General features: G+C 50.8%; 13 protein-coding genes. All 13 read right to left on the bottom strand.

The window, feature by feature from the left end; genetic code table 11:
• Positions 1–11 precede the first annotated feature (11 nt).
• A complete protein-coding gene (locus AC1S5B_RS21575; protein WP_482033858.1) occupies positions 12–1,091 on the bottom strand; it encodes an ISAs1 family transposase in 1,080 nt (359 codons plus the stop codon).
• Between the two features lie 55 nt (positions 1,092–1,146).
• On the bottom strand, positions 1,147–3,147 hold the full coding sequence (locus tag AC1S5B_RS21570) for a hypothetical protein (protein ID WP_482037758.1): 2,001 nt from the start codon (positions 3,145–3,147) through the stop codon (positions 1,147–1,149).
• Positions 3,148–3,149: 2 nt separating this feature from the next.
• Complete coding sequence (locus tag AC1S5B_RS21565) at positions 3,150–4,142, bottom strand: hypothetical protein (protein WP_482037757.1); 993 nt, start codon at positions 4,140–4,142, stop codon at positions 3,150–3,152.
• Positions 4,142–4,666, bottom strand: coding sequence for a hypothetical protein (locus AC1S5B_RS21560; RefSeq protein ID WP_193879055.1), 525 nt, complete (start codon positions 4,664–4,666; stop codon positions 4,142–4,144). The genes AC1S5B_RS21565 and AC1S5B_RS21560 overlap by 1 nt, the downstream gene beginning before the upstream one ends.
• 17 nt (positions 4,667–4,683) lie before the next feature.
• Entirely contained in the window at positions 4,684–7,821 is a 3,138-nt protein-coding gene (drmD, locus tag AC1S5B_RS21555; protein ID WP_482037756.1) for a DISARM system SNF2-like helicase DrmD, read from the bottom strand.
• Between the two features lie 131 nt (positions 7,822–7,952).
• Positions 7,953–8,657, bottom strand: coding sequence for a hypothetical protein (locus AC1S5B_RS21550; RefSeq protein ID WP_482037755.1), 705 nt, complete (start codon positions 8,655–8,657; stop codon positions 7,953–7,955).
• Positions 8,654–10,330, bottom strand: coding sequence for a hypothetical protein (locus AC1S5B_RS21545; RefSeq protein WP_482037754.1), 1,677 nt, complete (start codon positions 10,328–10,330; stop codon positions 8,654–8,656). Before AC1S5B_RS21545 ends, AC1S5B_RS21550 begins: the two co-directional genes overlap by 4 nt.
• 16 nt (positions 10,331–10,346) lie before the next feature.
• On the bottom strand, positions 10,347–11,072 hold the full coding sequence (locus tag AC1S5B_RS21540) for a hypothetical protein (RefSeq protein ID WP_482037753.1): 726 nt from the start codon (positions 11,070–11,072) through the stop codon (positions 10,347–10,349).
• A 2-nt stretch (positions 11,073–11,074) separates the two neighbouring features.
• Positions 11,075–12,193, bottom strand: coding sequence for a hypothetical protein (locus AC1S5B_RS21535; protein WP_482037752.1), 1,119 nt, complete (start codon positions 12,191–12,193; stop codon positions 11,075–11,077).
• A 55-nt stretch (positions 12,194–12,248) separates the two neighbouring features.
• Positions 12,249–13,064 carry a hypothetical protein gene (locus tag AC1S5B_RS21530; RefSeq protein ID WP_482037751.1) on the bottom strand — a complete coding sequence of 272 codons (816 nt, stop codon included), beginning with the start codon at positions 13,062–13,064 and terminating at the stop codon, positions 12,249–12,251.
• 13 nt (positions 13,065–13,077) lie between these two features.
• A complete protein-coding gene (locus AC1S5B_RS21525; protein WP_482037750.1) occupies positions 13,078–16,323 on the bottom strand; it encodes a hypothetical protein in 3,246 nt (1,081 codons plus the stop codon).
• Positions 16,324–16,348: 25 nt separating this feature from the next.
• Positions 16,349–16,981, bottom strand: a complete 633-nt coding sequence (locus AC1S5B_RS21520) for a hypothetical protein (protein WP_482037749.1) — start codon at positions 16,979–16,981, stop codon at positions 16,349–16,351.
• Between the two features lie 33 nt (positions 16,982–17,014).
• Positions 17,015–18,952 (bottom strand): hypothetical protein, encoded by a 1,938-nt coding sequence (locus AC1S5B_RS21515; RefSeq protein WP_482037748.1) that lies wholly within the window; start codon positions 18,950–18,952, stop codon positions 17,015–17,017.
• Between the last annotated feature and the right edge of the window lie 36 nt (positions 18,953–18,988).

Raw genomic sequence — 18,988 nt, 5'->3', positions numbered from 1 at the left:
GCAGGGCTGATTCATTGGCAGAAGGAAAATAGGCGAGGGATATCATGAGCAACCTGTCGAATCGCCTGAGTCAAAGAGTCAAACCCATGCTGCCGGAAGAGATTAAGGGCAAAGGTTCGCACAATTGCCATATTAATCAAAGCGTGACCCTCACACAGTGGAGTCGTATCTTCTTGAAAGACCACATCTTTACACCAGTGGAGGCGATTCTCAATGTGCCAATGCTGCCGGATACGACGGGCAAACTCGGCGGCATCGGTTGCCAGCGAACTGATATAAAACACCGTCTGTGAAACGGGTATGCCTGCTCTTAGTCCGGTGCGTTCGACCCGAATCACTCGTTTAAGAGCGACCCAACTTGGGTCAATGGTGGCACTTGGCTCCAATACACACACACGGCGTTGGGTTGAGCGATTGCGCGTCCGCTCTGAGTCCACGTGACAACTGAGGGGAGACGAGTGTTCAAACTGCTGCTGGATTTGGGCTAATAATTTGGGTTGATTCCCTTTGATGGCAATTAAGTAGTGGTTCTGACTGGCTATAATTTGCTGAACTGTTTTTTTTTTGGCGTGCAGGGCATCAAAACTAAAACACACCCCTTGCAACTGAAGGTGCTCCAACAAGGTTTGTACCGTTACAATTTCACTACTCGTTTTGTTGTGCATGGATTGCACCCCAACGACCAGTCCCAGTCGAGTGCTGACCACCGACACCACACTGACAAAATCTTGATACGCCTGGTCGTAATCTCTCAGACTGACTCGGATGCTCTTGCCGTCAACGGCACAAGCGGCTTGCTCTTCCAGCTCAACCGTTTCCTGTGCCCATTGATTGAAAACCTCGGTTAACGCCTCAAAGTCCACTCGCACCAAAGCGCGGCGAATCGTCGAGTAGCAGGGTAACCGCTCATAGGGCACTTCGAGTACCCCTAACAATTGGGTTTGATGGCGCTCCACAAAGCACGCGATCGCTCGATACCCCACACACCCGCTCATCGTTGCCATCAGTACCAGCAACAAAATCACCCACAATGGATACTGGGGTTGGGTTCGATAGTCTCGTACTTGTTTGAGAGCATCAATCAGGCTCATGGCTAGCTAGGGGTGAAAGAGCATCACCCATTATCATTTTTCTACCACTGATGAACTAGCCCTGCTCGCCCCTAGGGAGAGGGCTAGGGTGAGGGGGATTCTCCAACTCCCGCTGCCAAGCTTCCACCAACTTCTCAGCCAAATAGCGACAGGTCTGCACCAAAAACGCCCCACTGCCCATCGCCATATCGCAAATCTTCAGTTGCAAGAGTTCAGCAGGCGATCGCAACCGCCACGCTTCCTTCGGCTTCCCCTCTGCCACGCCCTCATACACCAACGGCTCCAGCGTATACTGCACAATCTCCTCAGTTAGATTGCGCGGCGTGTAGTGTGTTCCAGTCTGACGGCGATCGACCCCTGCTGTCACATACACACTCCCGGCTGGAATCACCACTGGGTAGTCCAATGTATCGAACCGGATCAGCTTGGCAAACGGGAGGATGCGATCCAACAGGGCGCGATCGTTATTGCAGGCAATCAGTAACCGCTGCCGTGCTTGATGATCTTGAGGTGTTTCTCCTGTTCCGCTCGATTGGCTTGCTTGAGTAGCTACAGCCTTCTGCAATGCCGACAGCGATTTACCCGTTTGCTCCTTCAAAAATGCAACCAGGGCAGTTTCCCCCTTCTTCGCCTGCTCCTCCAACGCTGCCAGTGAAATCTCCGGCTCCTTGTCTTTCGTCCCCACTAATCCCAGAATCGGTTCTTCCGCCCGCACTGCCGTGTGATCGAGCAACCCCTCGTAGACATGCCCAATCTGCTCAATGTCTAATGCCCGGAATGACAGCTTACGCGGCTCCACTCCACCGCCCCCTGGCACCTTCACCTGAAGAATCTGTAACGCTTCCAACAGGTGCAACACCGTGCGGTTATTCACAGGAATCGGGTCAGCCGTCTGCAATTTCCAATCAGTGTCCTCCCGCCGCCCCTCCAAAAAGGGAAAGCGATCGGGGTCAAACAGGCTCCCACCATAGGCAGGAATAAACAGCGCATCATGATCTACCCCGGCATACACCGCCCGAAACGTCGCCAGCAAGCGACACCATGCATCCTGTCGTCGCTCTAGCACCTCCTCCCCAAACTGATCCGCCTGCTCCCGCAAGCGCGATCGCAACGTCGAAACCGCATAGTGCGTGTTGTAAAGCTCATTTTCATGGGGCGGAATCAGTTTGCGTTCCTCGGCTGAGAACAAAAACACCAGCCGCATCATTACCGTCAATGCCGCTTCATACAACCGAGTTTCCGAAATGCCCTGCAATAGCGTTCGATTGCGATCCTGGTCAATCCGGTCGATCGACTGCACCAATACATCAACCGCCTTCCGTACCTGATAGCCCAACTGGTCGGTCACTTCCTGCTGGCTATTGATACTTTGCGCCAGCATTACTTCCAGCGTTTGCGGTTCATCCACCCGGAAGAAGCGATCGACCCCCAACAAACTGCGAAACGCTCTCAGGGTAATCGGCTCTTCCTGCCAAAGCGTCGCATACCAGGAGATGTACCCCGTCGTTTCTCCCTTCGGCGCATTCACCAGCATCCAGTGTTCGCCATTCGTCAACAGTCCCAACCGCACATTGCAAGCATGGAGCAACTCCATCATCCGAGTCGCAGGACTGGCAGCCCAGCGAGACCCCTTCAGCCCCTTTTCTAAATCCTGTCCCGCAGGCACCACCTGCACTAGTAACCTCGGTTTACCCACTTCTGCTGCATCACGGGGATTCACCACCACCCAATCGGGACGCAATGTTTCCTGATGCTCAGCGATCGTCACCTGCAACCCGGTTGGAATTGCCTGCCCCGACAACAACACCTCACCCGGCAACCCCAGCGTCTCTTGCAGCACAAACTCCACCCAAGCGCGATGGATGGCAGTCTCCGGCTGCAAGCTCTTCTGGTTGTCTTCCCACTCCTCATGGGCAAGCCGCAGCAATCTCATCTGCTCTGGTTCATGCGCCTCCAGCCCGTTCGGAAATACCTGAAGCAACACAGGTAAGCTCAAAAACGGACCCGATACCTCAACTAGAGAGAGCCATTCAGCGTGGTGACGTGCAGTAGACATTGTTAGACCTCGAACCAACTTGTAAGCGGAAGGGCTGCAATCACCTGCGGATGCATGACCCAGTACCAATTTTGCTGAGAGCTATCGTCTTTTCGTCGCCATCCGCCATCCGCAAGAATCCATGACCAAAAGGGTTGCCCATTTCTCTCAGTTTGCGGCGGTTCATAGCCCAAGAAGTTAGCCACCTTTTGACCGACTTTGCCGTACTGTATATTTGCCCCTTGATAGCCTTCATAGCAGGCTGCTTCTGCCAACTGTGAAGCAGTAATGGTTCGATGCGGAGCGTGGTAGTGCGCTTTGAGCATTGCCCGATGTCTCTCTGTCAGATCAGAGGCGATCGCCTCAAATGCTCGTCGGTAGTCATCTACTGTTAGCCCTGTTTTCAAGGTTGGAAAGCTAGGATAAAGCTCACTGTGGTTTCCCCAAAAGTTATCCATTTCTGCATGGGTTAAATAGCCACGATGCGGAGCGATATAACTACTGATGCTGCGACTGTGGTTTTCACGCCAGGTAATGTTAAAAGCACACAGTTTCGGAAAGAAGCACAGACTTGAGTAAGGGAGGTGGTCATGAATCCACCAGGCAAGCGGTCGAAAATCGCCCGTTTGCTCATACTGGTCGAGATACCAGTTCACAACGACACAAACGGTTCCTCCGATACAGCCATCTTTGTCACGCCAATCCCAAATATGTCCAGCCCGGTTGTTCTCGTTACTACCGCAGTTGTGGTCATGCTCATTTCCAAACTGATTAACCGCCGGAGAACGGTAGGCAGACCGAATAGTAATTCGCCCAAAGGTTTCCTGAAGCGGTTCCAGCAGGTCTTCACATAAATGCTTGCCTACCTCAATGGCAAGTTCTGGATCTTCTGGAATATTAGAGATTTTGTAGTAATTGGAGATCTCGCTATACAGGAAATCTCGCATAAAAAAGTTTTTGGAAAGCCGCACTCGCCCAAGATTTTCAAGTGCATCGTAAGAACCAATCGAGCGCATTAGGATACGCTCCCTGGTAGCTGAGGATATTGCACCAATAGCGGACCTTCAGGAATAAAACGAGCTTGATAGGGCGATCGCTTATCTAAACCGTGAAATTGCTTGATGGGAATCGGTACATTCAATTTCTTCAAGCTCTGAACTTGCCAAAAAATTGCCCAAACAGGCTTATCGCCATTGAGAGCGGTTTCAGGACGTTCATAAGATCGCTCCTTGGGGTAACGCCCATTTCTTGCTTCAATATGCTTCACATAAATTGCATGCCATGTTGCCTTTGGAGTTAAGGGTTGTTCTTCAGCATGAGAAGCGTAGAGAAAAACTTCTACCAGACTTCCTCCATGCCCCCCTCGTAACTCATCAGCTTTGCGAAAAATATTAAAGGCTGTACTGCCAAAAGCAACAATCGGTTCTTCAATACCCTTGGCTTCCTGTACTTGAATTGACTCTAATCCAGATAGCAAGTGCTCCTCTGGTACGGGTGCAAGAATGGCAAAAGCGTGAGTGATTTTTGGGGCAGTAGTCATAAGAACGTTTTTCAAATCTAGATCAACTTTTGAGGAATCAAATACGTAACAGCCAGCGGAAATAATCGGGGTGTCGGATCTCTAAACCTGGCTCGGATAGCGGCTGCCTCCTGTTCAATCTCCTGGGGAATCTGTTCTAATCTAGCTTCGAGGCTCTTGAGATTGCGCTCAAGCTGCTCCCGCTCCGTATTGCTAAATAACTCAAGTTGCTCAACCTCTGGTTGTTTCAGTTCATTCAAAATGCTCTGACGCAGTTCCGTCAAAATTGCCGTAATATCGGCAACCTCCTTATCACAGCGGTCTTGCAGCGCTTTCTGAAGACCTGCGGTGCGATCGCCCATGCGAGCTTCTAGCGATCGCAACAGCGGTTCTTTGTGTCCCTCCCACAACGTCATGAGGCGCTGCTGAACTGTTTCTGGAATCGGATCAGGCAACACCGCATCTAACGCCATCTGCACCTGTCCCACATTGAGTCGGCTGAACCGCCCCTCTTTAAGCATTCCCCCAGCGGTAATCACCTCTTCATGGAGCCGTTGCTGATCGCCGCCTAAAATCACCAAGCGTCCGTGAGCAATCACCACCGGATGCTCTAATGCCGAACTGGGAACTAATCGAGCCGTGACGCGATGCAGCCGCTTCCGCCCTTCCCGTGACCAAACCTCTGCTCGCAGTAGGCGCAAGCACATTTGCACCAACCGATGGTTGAGATGCACCAGCACCACATCATCCCTACCATTCGATTGATCTGGGTCAAAGACAACCGGGCGAATCTCTTGAGTGTGCGGATGTGCCAGTCCTTCCGTGCAGGCTGACCAGCTTCCCCGGAACGCAGGCAGATGATAGGCTTGTCCCCTCAACCCCTCTATCTCTAATGGTATCAGCGGCGGTTGTTCTGCCAATTCCAGCCCAATGTTAACAACGGCTTCGATGTTCTCTGGGGTAAGTCGGAAATTGCGGCGAGTTTCACTTAACTGCTCTCGAAGCTTTTCAATTTGCTCCCGCACCGATCGCTCAAACTTCAGCATCCGCCGCACGGGTTCCGACTCCCGTTCCGCTCGGCTGGTATCCAGTGTGGTTCGCCGCCCTAACATGGCTTCCTCAACCTGGGTCGCAATCACCGGACCTACCTTGCCCAGATCTTCCCGAATCGTATTCACCTTCAACGCTGCCCGCATCAAAAACTCCAGATCCCCTTCCAGATCTCCAGGACGAGTTCCAACCGCAGAGTGCTGATAACCCTTGCCCACAAAGTGGTAAACCAGAACTTCTGACGCTTTCTGCCCGTGACGGTCAACCCGCCCATTCCGCTGCTCCATGCGGTTCGGGTTCCAGGGAATCTCATAGTGAATCAGGCGAGAGCAGTGGTTCTGTAAGTCCAACCCCTCAGAAGCGGCATCGGTTGCCAGCAAAATCCGTACTGGGGAAAGCTCAGGGTTTGCCTGGAATGCCGCCTTTACCTTCTCACGCTCCTGGGAATCCATACCCCCATACAGCGTCATCAAGCGATCGCCTGCAACCAGTCCCTCCGTTGCCAGCAAATCATAAAGCCACTTCTGAGTTGCCCGATACTCTGTAAAAATCAAAACCCGTTCATTCGACCACTGTCCATCGGGCTTGATGTACTGCTTAATCCAGTTCAAGAGCTGCTTCGCTTTAGAATCGGATCGTTTGACCGCTACATCTGCCCAAGCTTGCATCTCTCGCAGCAATGCCTGCTCTTCAGGCGTAACCTCCCGAAATAGCAGGCTAGTATTGGCGATCGCATCCTCTGTCGATTCCTCATACAGTCCATCGTCTGCAAACTCTTCCTCAATTTGCTCAACCTGCCGTCGCAGAATGCCCACAGTCGGTTTAGCAATCCGGCTCGTTGAACGGCGTTTAGCAGCCTGCAACGACTTTTGGTGTTGCTCCAACGTAGTGGCAAAGGCGGCTGGGGAAGAAAAAAGACGCTTTTTCAGGAGCTTCAGAACAAACTCGGTGGCGTATAGTTCAGTGGGATCATCCGCAGCCGCTTTACGGCGTAAATCGGTATACTCCCGCAAAGCCGTGTGAACCCGACGCTCGATGTCTGAGTAATCAACTGGAATAGCTGCCAACTTCCGCTCTGGAAATCTGGGCGTACCATCCCACTTGGGCGGTAGTTCTCGCTTCAATCGCCGCACCATGACGACCTGAAGCTGGTTCCGATCTGGCTCCACTCCCCTGGCAAACCGTTGAGTATCCAACAGTTCTAGCAGAGCCGTAAAGCTCTCTCGGTAGCCATTGTGGGGAGTCGCAGTCAGAAACAATTTGTGCTCAAAGTGAGGAGCCAATAGGCGAATGGCAGCCGTGCGCTGGGAATCGATCGCATAGCGACCACTCCCTGATGGGGCAACATTATGAGCCTCATCCACAATCAGTAGATCAAATCGACGAGGATAGATGGACTCTCCTTCTGCAGGCAACACCTCACGGAATAACCGGATGGGGCGATCGCGCTTCAGGAAGTCGATGGAAGTAATGAGACGAGGAAAGTGCGTCCAGGGGTTAACGTGAATGCCCCGTCGCCGCCGCAACTCTTTCATCAGAGTACTATCGACGATACGAAAATCTAGCCCAAACTTGTCCCGCATTTGATCGCGCCACTGAATTTGCAGCGCAGACGGGCAAACAATCAAGATGCGCCTGACCCGTTGACGCAAAATCAGTTCTTGGGCAACTAATCCAGCCTCGATTGTTTTGCCTAACCCCACATCGTCCGCAATCAACAAGTTGACGCGAGGCATCTGAATTCCCCTCACGACCGGATCGAGTTGGTAATCCTCAATATCAATACCGCTCCGAAAGGGAGACTGGATATTGCGAATATCCGCAGAAGAGGAGGCTCCCCAACGCACGGCATCCAAAAATGCATCAAGCCGTTCAGGAGAATCGAACCCTGTCGGTTCAGGTAGTTCTGTCTTTTCATGGACATGAACCCCCGGCTCCAGTTCCCAGATCACCTGCAACTCTTCCCCCAGGGCATCATCCTCAACTGAGGTCAGGGTGATCAGGTGCTGGGCAGATTGAATGCCCTGAATCAACGGATTACTCGGCAACACTGTCTTCTGAACTTCTGTCACCACATAGCGGCGCTGCCGGACATCAACAAGTTGACCTTGGTCGGGGGGAGACATAATACGCCTAGTCTTTAGGGTTCTTACTATATAAACTTCCCACCCCGTGTAAATACTCAGCAAACTTCGTTAAAATTTAACGAAGCTGCTTTAGCATAGGCTTCCCATAATATTCTACTTTTATAGATTTTCTAGACGGGTAAACCTCTTTCTTCTCGAACAAGCCTTGCCAAAGATGCAAGTACCTCCAATGGAACCTCAACTGAGTGGGCTGCCTCTGAAACTGTCATATTTTCGGTTCGCATCAATTCCAGAAGCTGTCGCACTTTGGCAACAACAGGATCATCGATCGACGTGTAACCTCGCAGAATGGCAATGCTTAACCCGGTTTGAATGTTGTCCAGCGTTAAGTTGAGATTACCAACAGTGGGATAAGCTTGTGAACGGGCGATCGCAGGCAAAATCTGAACACCGACATAACGCGGATTACTGCTGTGAATAATATCAAACGTGTAGAGCCGATTCTGCCCTCTAGCATCTACCGTTTGCACCATCAGGTTGGTTACAGGCGTAGTGGTCGCTCCTGGAAAGCGAAGTGGTTGAATCACTCTCAAGAAAATAGTCTTTGCCCGCCCAGTCTCTAACTCAGCATCAGTGCTGTAGACTACCCGCGAGGCATCTGCCAGTAGGATATAGGCGATCGTTTCATCGGTCTGGCTCAAACTAATCGAGGTTGCCCTTCCAGGAGCCACCTGAACTTGAACCGCACTGGTGGTCGCTCTGTTGCGATCGACAACCTGATAGGCTGATGTTTGTGCCTGAACGGACAGCCCAGGAGATACCAAACCAATCAATAATGCTGTGCTAACTAAGGTCAGAGCAGGCAATCGTCTCATCGGTCTACCCTCAAAAAGCTATTGACCACCACAGAAACTTCGGTTCCTTCAGGAACAAACTGCACATTGGGTCGTTGCAAGAGTTCTTGCATCGTTTGATCAGAGCGGCGGGATATCCGTTCAGCAATAGGATTGAAGAAACCTTCCAATGCAGCCGCCCAAATCTGAGGTTCAGCACTCGAAGTGATCACGCTTTGATTAAAGTTACCTGCCGATGTGGTGGTGCTGGACTGGGTACGCGGTTGATTTATAATGGTTCCCACCCGACCCAGGCTGCTGAGTAATCCTGTAAACAGGTCTTGGCGAGCGATATCAGGTCCCACATCATTGAGCTTTTGGGCTATTAATGGTCGATTGTCTTGCCCCCGAATCTGAAGGCTATCGGGAGGTAAGGTTTGCTGACGAATTTGACCGCTGCGATCGCGATACACAATGGCGATCGCACTTGCCGATACTAAATTATTACCTCGCCCTACAGCACTGGTACGAATCACCAAAACCGTACCCGTAGGGAGTGCTACTGTGCCATTGGTGGCTTTCATATCTTCAACCAACTCTACGGCAAAGCGATTTTCTTGGGCAGATGCTGTACCACCTGTCGAATTATTGCTACCCTCGTCCCAAATCATCGGCATAATCACCCTGGCTTTAGTGAACGTTCCAAGCGCGACTTCCCTGAAACCACCCATTTGTCCATCAAGCTGCCCCGCCGGAGTACGGTTCAGAATGCCAATCATGCCAGGAGTCATGTCAGCACTAAACGTGGAACGCAATTCTGTAGGCGAAGCCACCCCAAAGGAGCTAGGAAGCATATCAGAACTGCTTGTCAGGCTAGATGATTCTGTTTCCGTCCTACCAATAGAGACTACGGGAATAACCGGGTTTTGCTGAGTTACTGATGCAGATGGATTAGACTGATCACCAAGGACACCAGAAGCTGTTCTCGAAGGCTCCATAGCACCGGGACTCACTCGTAGTTGTCCAACATTTGCCAGTTGTGCCCAACGCTGAAACGGATCGACTCTTTCGACAGGTTGAATCCTCTCTGGCGGAGTAACAGGTGATCTTACAATCACTGGATCTGGTCGAGAGGCTGTGATAGGAGGAGATACCGCAGTCGGAGTCGGGGCTGGAGCCGTTGACCTCGAAGCCACAGGTCTGGATGGGGCTGGAGCTTGAGATCTAGCAGCAGATTCAGGCTGGAGTTGTTGCTGCTGATCCTGGAACGCTAGACGGCTTTTCAGTTCAGCCGTCTCATCAAACGTTGGAGGCGTTGTCGGGGTTGGGGTGGGCGACTGAGTAACTTGTCGGGTTGGTGGGCGGGGTTGAAGGAAGCCAAACCACAAGACAGCTCCGGCTCCCATCACTGTTCCAACCACTGCCACGACGGAACCCAATCGAATGCTGGCACGTTCCGCCAGTGGACGCTCTACTGCACTTTCTTGGTCTTGCTTCAGTCGATATTCTTCTGAAATTAGCTGCGGAGTGGCAGGATTAAAACCCGCTAGCTGCTGTTCCTCCTCTGGAGTCAGATCATCATCAGCTTCCAAGCCATGCTGAATTGATGTTGTAGAAGTTTTGCCATTTCCGTTTAAATGATGAGTCGGGTTGGAAAATGCCTCAGACACCTCATCAAACTCATGGGATTCAAACTGCCGATTCGCATTCGTCATGATCATCCTCGCTGCACTACCGCTGTTGCTGGGGGTTAAACTCGACAATTCGGGTGATTTGCAATCCCGCAGCACGCATTTCGTAGATTTTGCGTTCTACCAGAGGTGCATCGGCTCCGAGGGGCGATCGCGGTACTTCAACCGCCTGCAACGTAAAGGTGCGATTGAAAGGAATGCGCTCATCCTTACCCGTCGTGCGATCGATTAGCACCCGCGTCGCCACCAGATCCACTTCCCATTCTCCGGGTCGAATTTCCCTCGGTTCCGACAGGTAGGAAATGATCGTCGTGCTACGAATTTGCCCTGAAAAAAGCGCCGGAGGAACCAATTCCGCAACCTTGGGCAGAGACGCTTTGGCAAACTCCGATTCCAGCAGTAAAGAAGCAAACCAAGCATTGGTCGGAATCCGTTTGTTATTACCAACTCGAACCCCCTGATCGGCTTCATTCGTGCCAGGAATCTTTTCATCCCAGTTGAAGGTCAAGGTCGTCCAATCACTGACGACTTTCTGGATCACCGATGGATAGCGCCAGTTCCGCTCTTGCTCCGAGACATAAATCGTTTCACCATTCACCAACTGAGCAAAGGTTGTCTTCCGTTCGGCAATGCGGTTCACTCGAAAGGCAGTGAATAGCGTTAAGACAAAAATCAAGCTGTTGAAGACAGTCAGGCAGATAAAACACACTGCCAGCAAGTTTTTTGCCTCTGGTAAGAGTGGAGCTTGAAGTCGTTTAATCTGCATAGCTACCCCCGTCGTATCAGCGCAATGCTGGTGACTGTACCGATCTCATTACTAAAAATGTCGATCAAACTTTTCACATTGGATGAAATGCCGTTGTAAAGCGCAAAGCCCCCACCACCCGCAACCAGAACCGCCAGTCCTGGTGCAAAGATGCTGAGGAAAAAGAGAAATGCCACATCCGACACCAGTTCTGCCCCAGACTTAACCAACACAACGGCGGTTAAGCCGACCACAATGTTGTAACCCAGTTGAATCCCGAACAGAGTGATGAACCCAGTTAGCCATGCCCAGATCGGACGACCTTGCAGCGGTAAAAGCGAGAGTCCGATCGCAATTGGTGCAAACAGCGCCGTTAGCAACAGTGCCGCTTCCAGAATATTGACGAATCCCCATTGCAAAGCGTAGAGAATAAACCGGATGATGGGAATCGCAGTATCTCGGAATACGCTACCAGGGTCCGTTGTTAATCGCACGGCTGTGCTGATTTGACCGGGCAATGATGCATTCCATAACGCCTGACCAAAGGCACGTAACGGTTCCAGGGGCGATCGCGCTTGTCGCTCTGCTTCAGCTACGATCGCTTGTGCCTGCTCTTGCTTTGAGTTCCAGCATTCCACCAGTTCAGTGCCAACCTTACCCTGACATTCGCTATAAAGACTTTCAAGCTGTTGTTTGGCGATGCCAGTGATCGTCACATTGGAAATGGCATCCCGAAAAGTCAGCTCACCCACCTGAAGTTGCAATACATTCTGCACTTGCGTATAGGAAAAGCCCCGGATAAACTTGATCGTACCCGCCAGGACATTGCCATTCGCACCCAAGAAAATCATAATCACCAACGGCCAGACGAAGATTGAAGCTAGCTCTGACCAGGACTGCTTATCGATAATGTCTTTACCCGTAGTCATCGCAATAAACAGAATGCTGGCAGCTCCCAGGGTAATGCCCAATTGGATCAGCCCAATCCAGAGTCCAGACGCAAGCGGGTCTAGCGTTACTAGCCAGACCGTGTTCCAGGACTCCACCGTGGCACGGGACAATTCCAGCGAACTGGTGATAATGTCCAGGGCATCGGATTCTCCGCCTGTGGTTGGAAAGGATTGAGCAATTAGGGACATCATGAGCATTAGCCGTCAAATCAAACCATTAAAGACATTACGATTGTTTCGAGTTGGGTTATTGATCGGAACCCAGCGTCACTCCACCTGGCATCATCAACAAACCACCTTGCTGACTGGCTGCATTGCCTGCGGAAATATTTTTGCGACGATCGGCAGTGGTAATCGCTGAAAGTTCACGGGCAGTTTGAGCCGACAATGTATTGCCGATCGCCCGATCGACCCGCGCTTGCTGTGCCTCTTGCAGCACCCGCTCATTCACCTGACTGTTAAGTGCAGTCTGTTGGGAAAGGTTTTGCATAATCCGTTGAGTCACGTCCAAACCCTGGGATTCCTCACCCAAACGCACACTTTCCTGCGTGTTCTGCTGCGTTGCTTGCCGTACTTGAGCCATCTGGGTTTGTGCTTCCTGACTCAAGGTGGACTGATCCGCTACTCCTGTAGCCGTGGATCTAGCAGCATATTTGCTCAGATCCTCGCGAATGCCGTAAGAACTGCGCCCAGTAGTCTTATTCTCTAAAGTCTCAGACAGAACCGCCCCCGGATCACGGCTGGCTGAACCACCCATAATTTGACTCCAGAGTTGAGATAGATCTGGAACCTGAAACGCACCCAGAGTCGATTGAATTAAATTGTTAACCGGACTCAGTAAATCGTTTTGCACAAAGTTTTGCACATCTCCCAAGAAATCATTGATTTGATTGCCTGTATTCGATACGTAAACATTGCTGCCATTTACCTGATCACGAATTGCTGCCTCAACCGGGTCCCTGCCCGTATCTTGAGTGCGTGCAAATGCCGAACTATTTACAGACCCAACACCTACGACTAGAAACAGCATCATGAGTCGAATTGTCATCCACTTGAGTCGCATAGTATATACCTCCTTAACGTGCAATAAGTGAGCGTTGATCATGTTCAACAGGATCACTGGGATAATCCTCCTGTTGGGGCGATCGCCCTGATTTCTCTACAGATAAACCCTGCCCGATATGACTAAACCCTTTGCCTTCCCGCAATGCTGGAATATATTCATCTGCAAACGCTTTCAAACCTATCAATCGACCTTTGGGAGTAGGAGAATACTGTGCCATGACTCGATCGCGCGCCTCGCGTTCATCCTGATTGTTGGCAACGCTGGCAAGCATCAATTCACCGGGATAGAAACGAGTCCTCCAGAAGCGACCACCCAGTTCTAGTAACCAGCAAGAGTAGAGATCACTGCTACGAGGCAAAAAAGCTTCTGTGGCGTTCTGACTGATGATGTTAGGGGGATAGCCAAGATACCGTTGAAAAGAGTTAATCCCACTGCTGGTAATACGTCCAGTAATCCGATAATTAATGTTCTGCATGATTTGCGAACCGGCTGAACACTCGCAAATGGTATCTGGATCTTGAGAGAGCAACAGCACGGCAATACCGTCTTTACGTCCCGTTGCACAGGTCTCTCCGACAATCTGGGCAAATCCATCTCTGCGAAGCAAGACCGAAAGCTCATCCCCTATGAACAAGCTGCGGGGATAGGAAAGTGCATTGCGGATACAGGCAGCGTGGGCATTAATTGCCATCAGATAAGCATCCTGTTCATTGGTCAAACCACTGAGGGCGAAGAATTTGATCGCAGGTTCAGGTGAGAAAGTGCTGGGACGGGCGATCGCCTTGCCCAAGCGTGAAGACAGCAACGCACTTACCTGGCTCTGAATCTGGTTAAGCGAGTGTCGATCCAAATCCTCAAACGAGCGGAGATTTAATCGTTCACGGGTACAGAATTTGATGAAGTCTGGCAAGGTTGGGATCTGTTGCCATTCGGGCGATCGCCAGCCCATTTCAAACGCTCGGTTATAACGAGTGATGATTTCTGGGTCACGCAGAAATACATCCAACGCTCTAATCAACAACGCATCTACCCGTTGTGCTAAGTGAGGATTATGGATTTTCCCCATGGCGATCGCGCTCAATGCACGGCGAATAAAGTCCTTCCAGGACTCCATACGGCGATCACGCTCCAACTTATCAAATCGGCGCAAGTCAGGAGGTTCCAGCAGGTTGCTGCTACCACTGGAGATGTCGTAATACGCTCCTTGATCACCTAAGAGTTCGATCGCCGTTTTGAATGTACTATTACCACTGGAAGAAATGTCCATCCCAACCACTGGAATGTTGTTCGCCAGAGCTTCCATGGCAAAGCGCCAGCCCAACACACTCTTGCCTGAACCTGACGTTCCGGTAATCAGCGCCCGTCCAATCTGATGATGAAATAAGTCAATGTAGATCGGCTTGCCACCGCGTCCGGTCAAAAACTCTACACCGCATCGATCGATATCCTTCGGCATCGTCAGGGGTAGAATTCCTGCCACTGTATGCGTATCGAGGGTCAGTCGGCGCTCATTCAGGTTGTTGCCATGCAGCAGACGCTTACAAGTAATCGGTAATGCCTGAAGCCAGATTTCCCAGGCAATATGGCGCTCTCGAATCACCTTCGCCGTTTCAAAACTGTTCGCCAGCAAATTGCAGGCATGGGTCAACTCCTCAGCACTGTTGCGATAGACCAAAAAGACTGGCGCACAGTGTAGCGCTTTCGTACCCTCATAGAGACGGCGCTGTGCCTCAAAGGACTCTTCCTGCTTAATTTCAGCCCCTACATCTCGCCCCTGCCCCTTCGTAACCGCAATAGTGCGAGCTGCCTTAGACTGCTTTGCCTGTCGTGCCAGGTTGTCCTGAATAAAAAAGTCGTTGCCACGGCTGATCTCAATCCAGGCTTCAGTATCATGCACATAGCTCGAAGAGAGAATTTTCCAGACCCATTTCAGATGTTCTCTGGTACTCGTCCAGCCCATCGGTGGATCGGTCATCGTCATTACGCCGCAGACCTTACCTCTTCCCGTCAGGTAAATCCGATCGTGATCACCTCGATGCTCCGGACAAGCAGAACGCCCTTGTGTTCCTTCAATAAGCAAGGTACACAGGTGCTTGTCCGTCGTCACAGTTTCGGTCAGTTCCAGTCCTGCTTCTGTCTCCTTTAAAGTAATGACCTGCGGAATGGGAGGCGCAACGCCCTGATTGAATCGGCTCCAGAGCCACTGCCACAGATCTACTGAGCTACAGGGCGTTACCTCCAGCCCCACTTTAGTATTGAGCAATACTTCCCATTGAATAAACCCCTGTTGAAACCCTTGTAGTAAAAGCTTTTTGAAAAATACTTCTTGATAGACCCGCTTATTTCCTGTAATCTGCTCGACTACCCAGGAACCCGTTTTTCTTAACCGCTCGATCAGTCCGCCAACCAAATCTTTGTGTTGTGTACCTGCTTCGTCATCACTCGTCCAGGTACAAAAAGCAAGTTGATTCCAGTTCTGCCGCGTCCCTCCCTGAGTAAGTTGCTGTACTCGTAATTGCTCATTGCGAGTCAGCACGGAAACAGGTTTTAATTGGCATTCCTCTGCCAGGGTAGACAGTTCTTCTTGTCGCGCTGCATCATCACTTGAACAACCTGTGCAGAAGGTAATCCGTTCCCCGATCGGCAACTCTTTCATCCCTTCTTCAATCGCATGAGCAAACGCATTCACTTCACTGTCGTACAGCACATCGTGCAGTCCAGCAACACGAAATCCAAACACAAGCTGATACTGAGATTTACCTTTCTCTAGCAACAGTGCTGCGACTTCACGATCATCTTTTTTGATTTCTGCAATACAGCAGATATTGACTTCATTCTGGAATGGCATAAACGTACTTTTGCCTCCATACTGATTGGGCACTTGCACTGGTTTCAGTCGAATGTTGACCCGTGCATCACCATAACGTTTGCGAATCCAGGTTGTTCTATGTTCTGGGATAGGCGAAACATAGATGTTGTTGCCGTTACACCACTCGGTTCCCGGTGGATTACGCCAGCGATCGAGAAATTGATGGGGTTGATTTCCAGTCAGAATCCACCAACTCGCAATCAACCAGAATGATGCTCCAAAGAACCAGCCAAGACCCAGGCTGAAGAAACCATTTGTGATGACATAACAAAGAATAACAATGGCAACCCAGGGACCGAGTTGATCTGCTGGAATGGGACCAATACTCGCTTGCTTGCCTAAAATTCGATTGACTTTGATGAATTCTCGATTGAAATCTCGTTCCATAATGCTTGCAATTCACGTTACCAGATCAACCACCAGCCGTTCCTGTACCATTCCCCACGAAGATAAACGTGACCACATCAATCGCAATCACGATCGCAAATGCCAGTCCTACCTGGGTTACGATCGGTCGCCAGTCGTTTCCTTGCTGCGCCTGGTTGTAAGCAAAAAGTGACGCAGCCGCCACCAGCAACAAAAATACCCCCCGAATTAAGTTGAAAATTAGCCCGATCACATTGGCATCCAGCGTGGCAGTGCCGCCACCTGCCTGTGAACTTTGCTGAGCCAGATTGACGAAAAATTGTTCTAATCCGCTGAGAAAGATAGCCTGGGCAGGTGCCGCGAAGGTGTTGAGCAGCGCCGTGATCGCAATAATGAGTGAGGCAATATGCCAGAAACGAATTCTGGCACCCAGGTATTTTTCCAGAATGGGTACTGTTTTGATCAAGTGCCAGAGACTGAGGAATACCACACTGGCACAACCCAGGATCGTTATAAGCAATGGCTCTTTGAGCAACAAATAAATAACAACAACTAGACAAAGCCCAATGAACAATAAATCAGGTTTGGTAAGGTTGAAATGCCCCCATTGTTGAGTAGAGGAACGACGTAGTTGAGTTAAGTGAGACTTAGTAACGGGAGTTTTAATGTTTTGCATCATCGGTTCTCCATCAATACTGATCCGGCTTGTTAATTAAACTTGCAATTCTTCGCGATTCGGTTTGGCAGACGCTTTACCAGAACGGCGATTCAGATGCTTTTCATCCGTTTGTTCAGGTATTTGCTCATTGATGGCTGACTCCATCTCTCGTATGGGAATACTGCAATGCAGGATGTCTGGCGATTGACCGGGCACCAACATGGCATCAAAAACCTGTTCATCCTTGTGGTTCGGGTCAAACCCTTGTAGCAACTGAGTCCCGTTCGGTAACGTCACAACTTCAAACTCATACTTAGCTTTGCCTTGATCTGTCCAGGTGAATACAGGTTCAGCCTCCCCATTGAATCGATCCGATAAGCGTTCCTGGAAGGTGGCAATCAATGCCTGGGCACTGGCTTTGGTAGCGTATTCCTGCTTGGACTGGGGAAGTTTAGCAATGGTAGCTTTCTCATCAGAACTGAGGTGATCTTCCGCGATCGCCCACTGTCCATCGGTGCGGTTGCCTGCAAAAAGGGTATTGCCCCGGTTGTTGTTAAGCGCGATCGCTACTTGATTCCCTTGCTCTTCAATTTGCAGCGTTTTGTTACTGGAAATCGTAATTCCGGCATCATCCAAGTCTGCATGAGCCGCTCTGGCAAACCCCACTAATGATTCTGCACAGGCAATTTGCTCAGGATCAGCTCGTCGCGCCATCAGTTGTTCCAGCACTTTAGACTCTGCGATCGCTTGTGCGGGTGCCGCAACCTGACTTTCTTCTGTATCCACCTCTGGCTCAACCATTGCGGAATTGGTTTGTTCTGCAATTTGCTTCTCTAAACGGCTCACCGCAATTTCTAACCGGTCAAGCCGTTTGGACAGCCCCTTCAGGTATGCCTCAATCTGGTCAAGCTGTTCGCTAATGCTAGCTTCCCGATCGATCTCCAGGGGTTGCCCTTTGTAAGTGGGGTCTAGTTTTACACCCAGCGTGTCTACCTTACTCCCCACTGTTGCAGCCGCATCTGCTAGAGGATTTTCACCCGCAACTGGTTCTGGTTCCGCCGATGGCGTTACCGTTAAGCGTCCGGTTCTTGCCTCTTGCAAACGGCTGGTTAGATGATCAACCTGCTCATTCTGCCGCTGAAGTTCTCGAACAATTCGTTCGACCCGTTCTTCGTCATCCTGAGCTGCCAGGTTCTCTAACACGCCCTGCCCAACCACAATGCCCAGGGCTGCCAGTTGCCCTGCCAGCCCTGCCACATTGACCCCATTTGTCTCGCGTCCATTCACAGCCGCCGAGGCACTCAGACGAGACGCTTCCTCTATCGGGTCGCGGTAGCGGAAGTCCCGACCATTAGCTTGACTAGCTTTGCCTTGAGTCTGCGCCTTAGATTGAGCATTGCTCTGAGCTTTCGATGATTTAGCTTGATTTTTAGCTGTCGGAACTGGAGCAAGCTCTTCATCCCCCAGATCCTCTAGATCCTCATCAAGGTCTCCGTCCAGCAGGGCATTCAGTGCCTCGTCTGGCTCTTCATCCAAGTCATCGTCCAGATCAAGGGCATCATCCAGGTCGGTATCCAAATCACCGAATTCTGCCTCTTCAAACCCAAACATCTCAGCAATGTTAGAGGGCGTAAAGTAGTTTTCATCCTTATCCGTAACGCCTTCCAGGTTCTTGATCAGATACTTGCCGCTAGTTCTTTGGCTGGGGTCGCTGGTGAGATAGAAACGGTAGCCCCGAATTTCATCATCACTGCCACCACCTTCACAAAGTTCAACGGTAATGGGAGCCTTGCCCGATCGCTCACTAAATGACTCGACAGAAGCCTTGAAGTCCTCATGAGACTCAATTCCTCCTTCCTGGAGCGCCTTAGTGATGGCTTTATCCAGGGTGTTTTCAAGATGGCGGAGTTTGCGGCGATCGGTCAGGTTCTGCCAAGATCGCTTTTGGGTACTTTGCCGCTGCTTGGGTCGGGTGGGTGTTTTGGTAGCCATAGGCAGCCCTGGAACACAAGTTAAGGTTGCTGTAGA

It is taken from the genome of Leptolyngbya sp. CALU 1928 (genome assembly GCF_056784215.1).
This window is presented reverse-complemented; position numbering and strand designations above follow the sequence as displayed.

Excerpts from the sequence above, each read along its gene's own strand:
- AC1S5B_RS21575 (WP_482033858.1), bottom strand. The coding sequence starts at position 1,091 with ATGAGCCTGATTGATGCTCTCAAACAAGTACGAGACTATCGAACCCAA.
- AC1S5B_RS21570 (WP_482037758.1), bottom strand. The coding sequence starts at position 3,147 with ATGTCTACTGCACGTCACCACGCTGAATGGCTCTCTCTAGTTGAGGTA.
- AC1S5B_RS21565 (WP_482037757.1), bottom strand. The coding sequence starts at position 4,142 with ATGCGCTCGATTGGTTCTTACGATGCACTTGAAAATCTTGGGCGAGTG.
- AC1S5B_RS21560 (WP_193879055.1), bottom strand. The coding sequence starts at position 4,666 with ATGACTACTGCCCCAAAAATCACTCACGCTTTTGCCATTCTTGCACCC.
- drmD (WP_482037756.1), bottom strand. The coding sequence starts at position 7,821 with ATGTCTCCCCCCGACCAAGGTCAACTTGTTGATGTCCGGCAGCGCCGC.
- AC1S5B_RS21550 (WP_482037755.1), bottom strand. The coding sequence starts at position 8,657 with ATGAGACGATTGCCTGCTCTGACCTTAGTTAGCACAGCATTATTGATT.
- AC1S5B_RS21545 (WP_482037754.1), bottom strand. The coding sequence starts at position 10,330 with ATGACGAATGCGAATCGGCAGTTTGAATCCCATGAGTTTGATGAGGTG.
- AC1S5B_RS21540 (WP_482037753.1), bottom strand. The coding sequence starts at position 11,072 with ATGCAGATTAAACGACTTCAAGCTCCACTCTTACCAGAGGCAAAAAAC.
- AC1S5B_RS21535 (WP_482037752.1), bottom strand. The coding sequence starts at position 12,193 with ATGATGTCCCTAATTGCTCAATCCTTTCCAACCACAGGCGGAGAATCC.
- AC1S5B_RS21530 (WP_482037751.1), bottom strand. The coding sequence starts at position 13,064 with ATGCGACTCAAGTGGATGACAATTCGACTCATGATGCTGTTTCTAGTC.
- AC1S5B_RS21525 (WP_482037750.1), bottom strand. The coding sequence starts at position 16,323 with ATGGAACGAGATTTCAATCGAGAATTCATCAAAGTCAATCGAATTTTA.
- AC1S5B_RS21520 (WP_482037749.1), bottom strand. The coding sequence starts at position 16,981 with ATGATGCAAAACATTAAAACTCCCGTTACTAAGTCTCACTTAACTCAA.
- AC1S5B_RS21515 (WP_482037748.1), bottom strand. The coding sequence starts at position 18,952 with ATGGCTACCAAAACACCCACCCGACCCAAGCAGCGGCAAAGTACCCAA.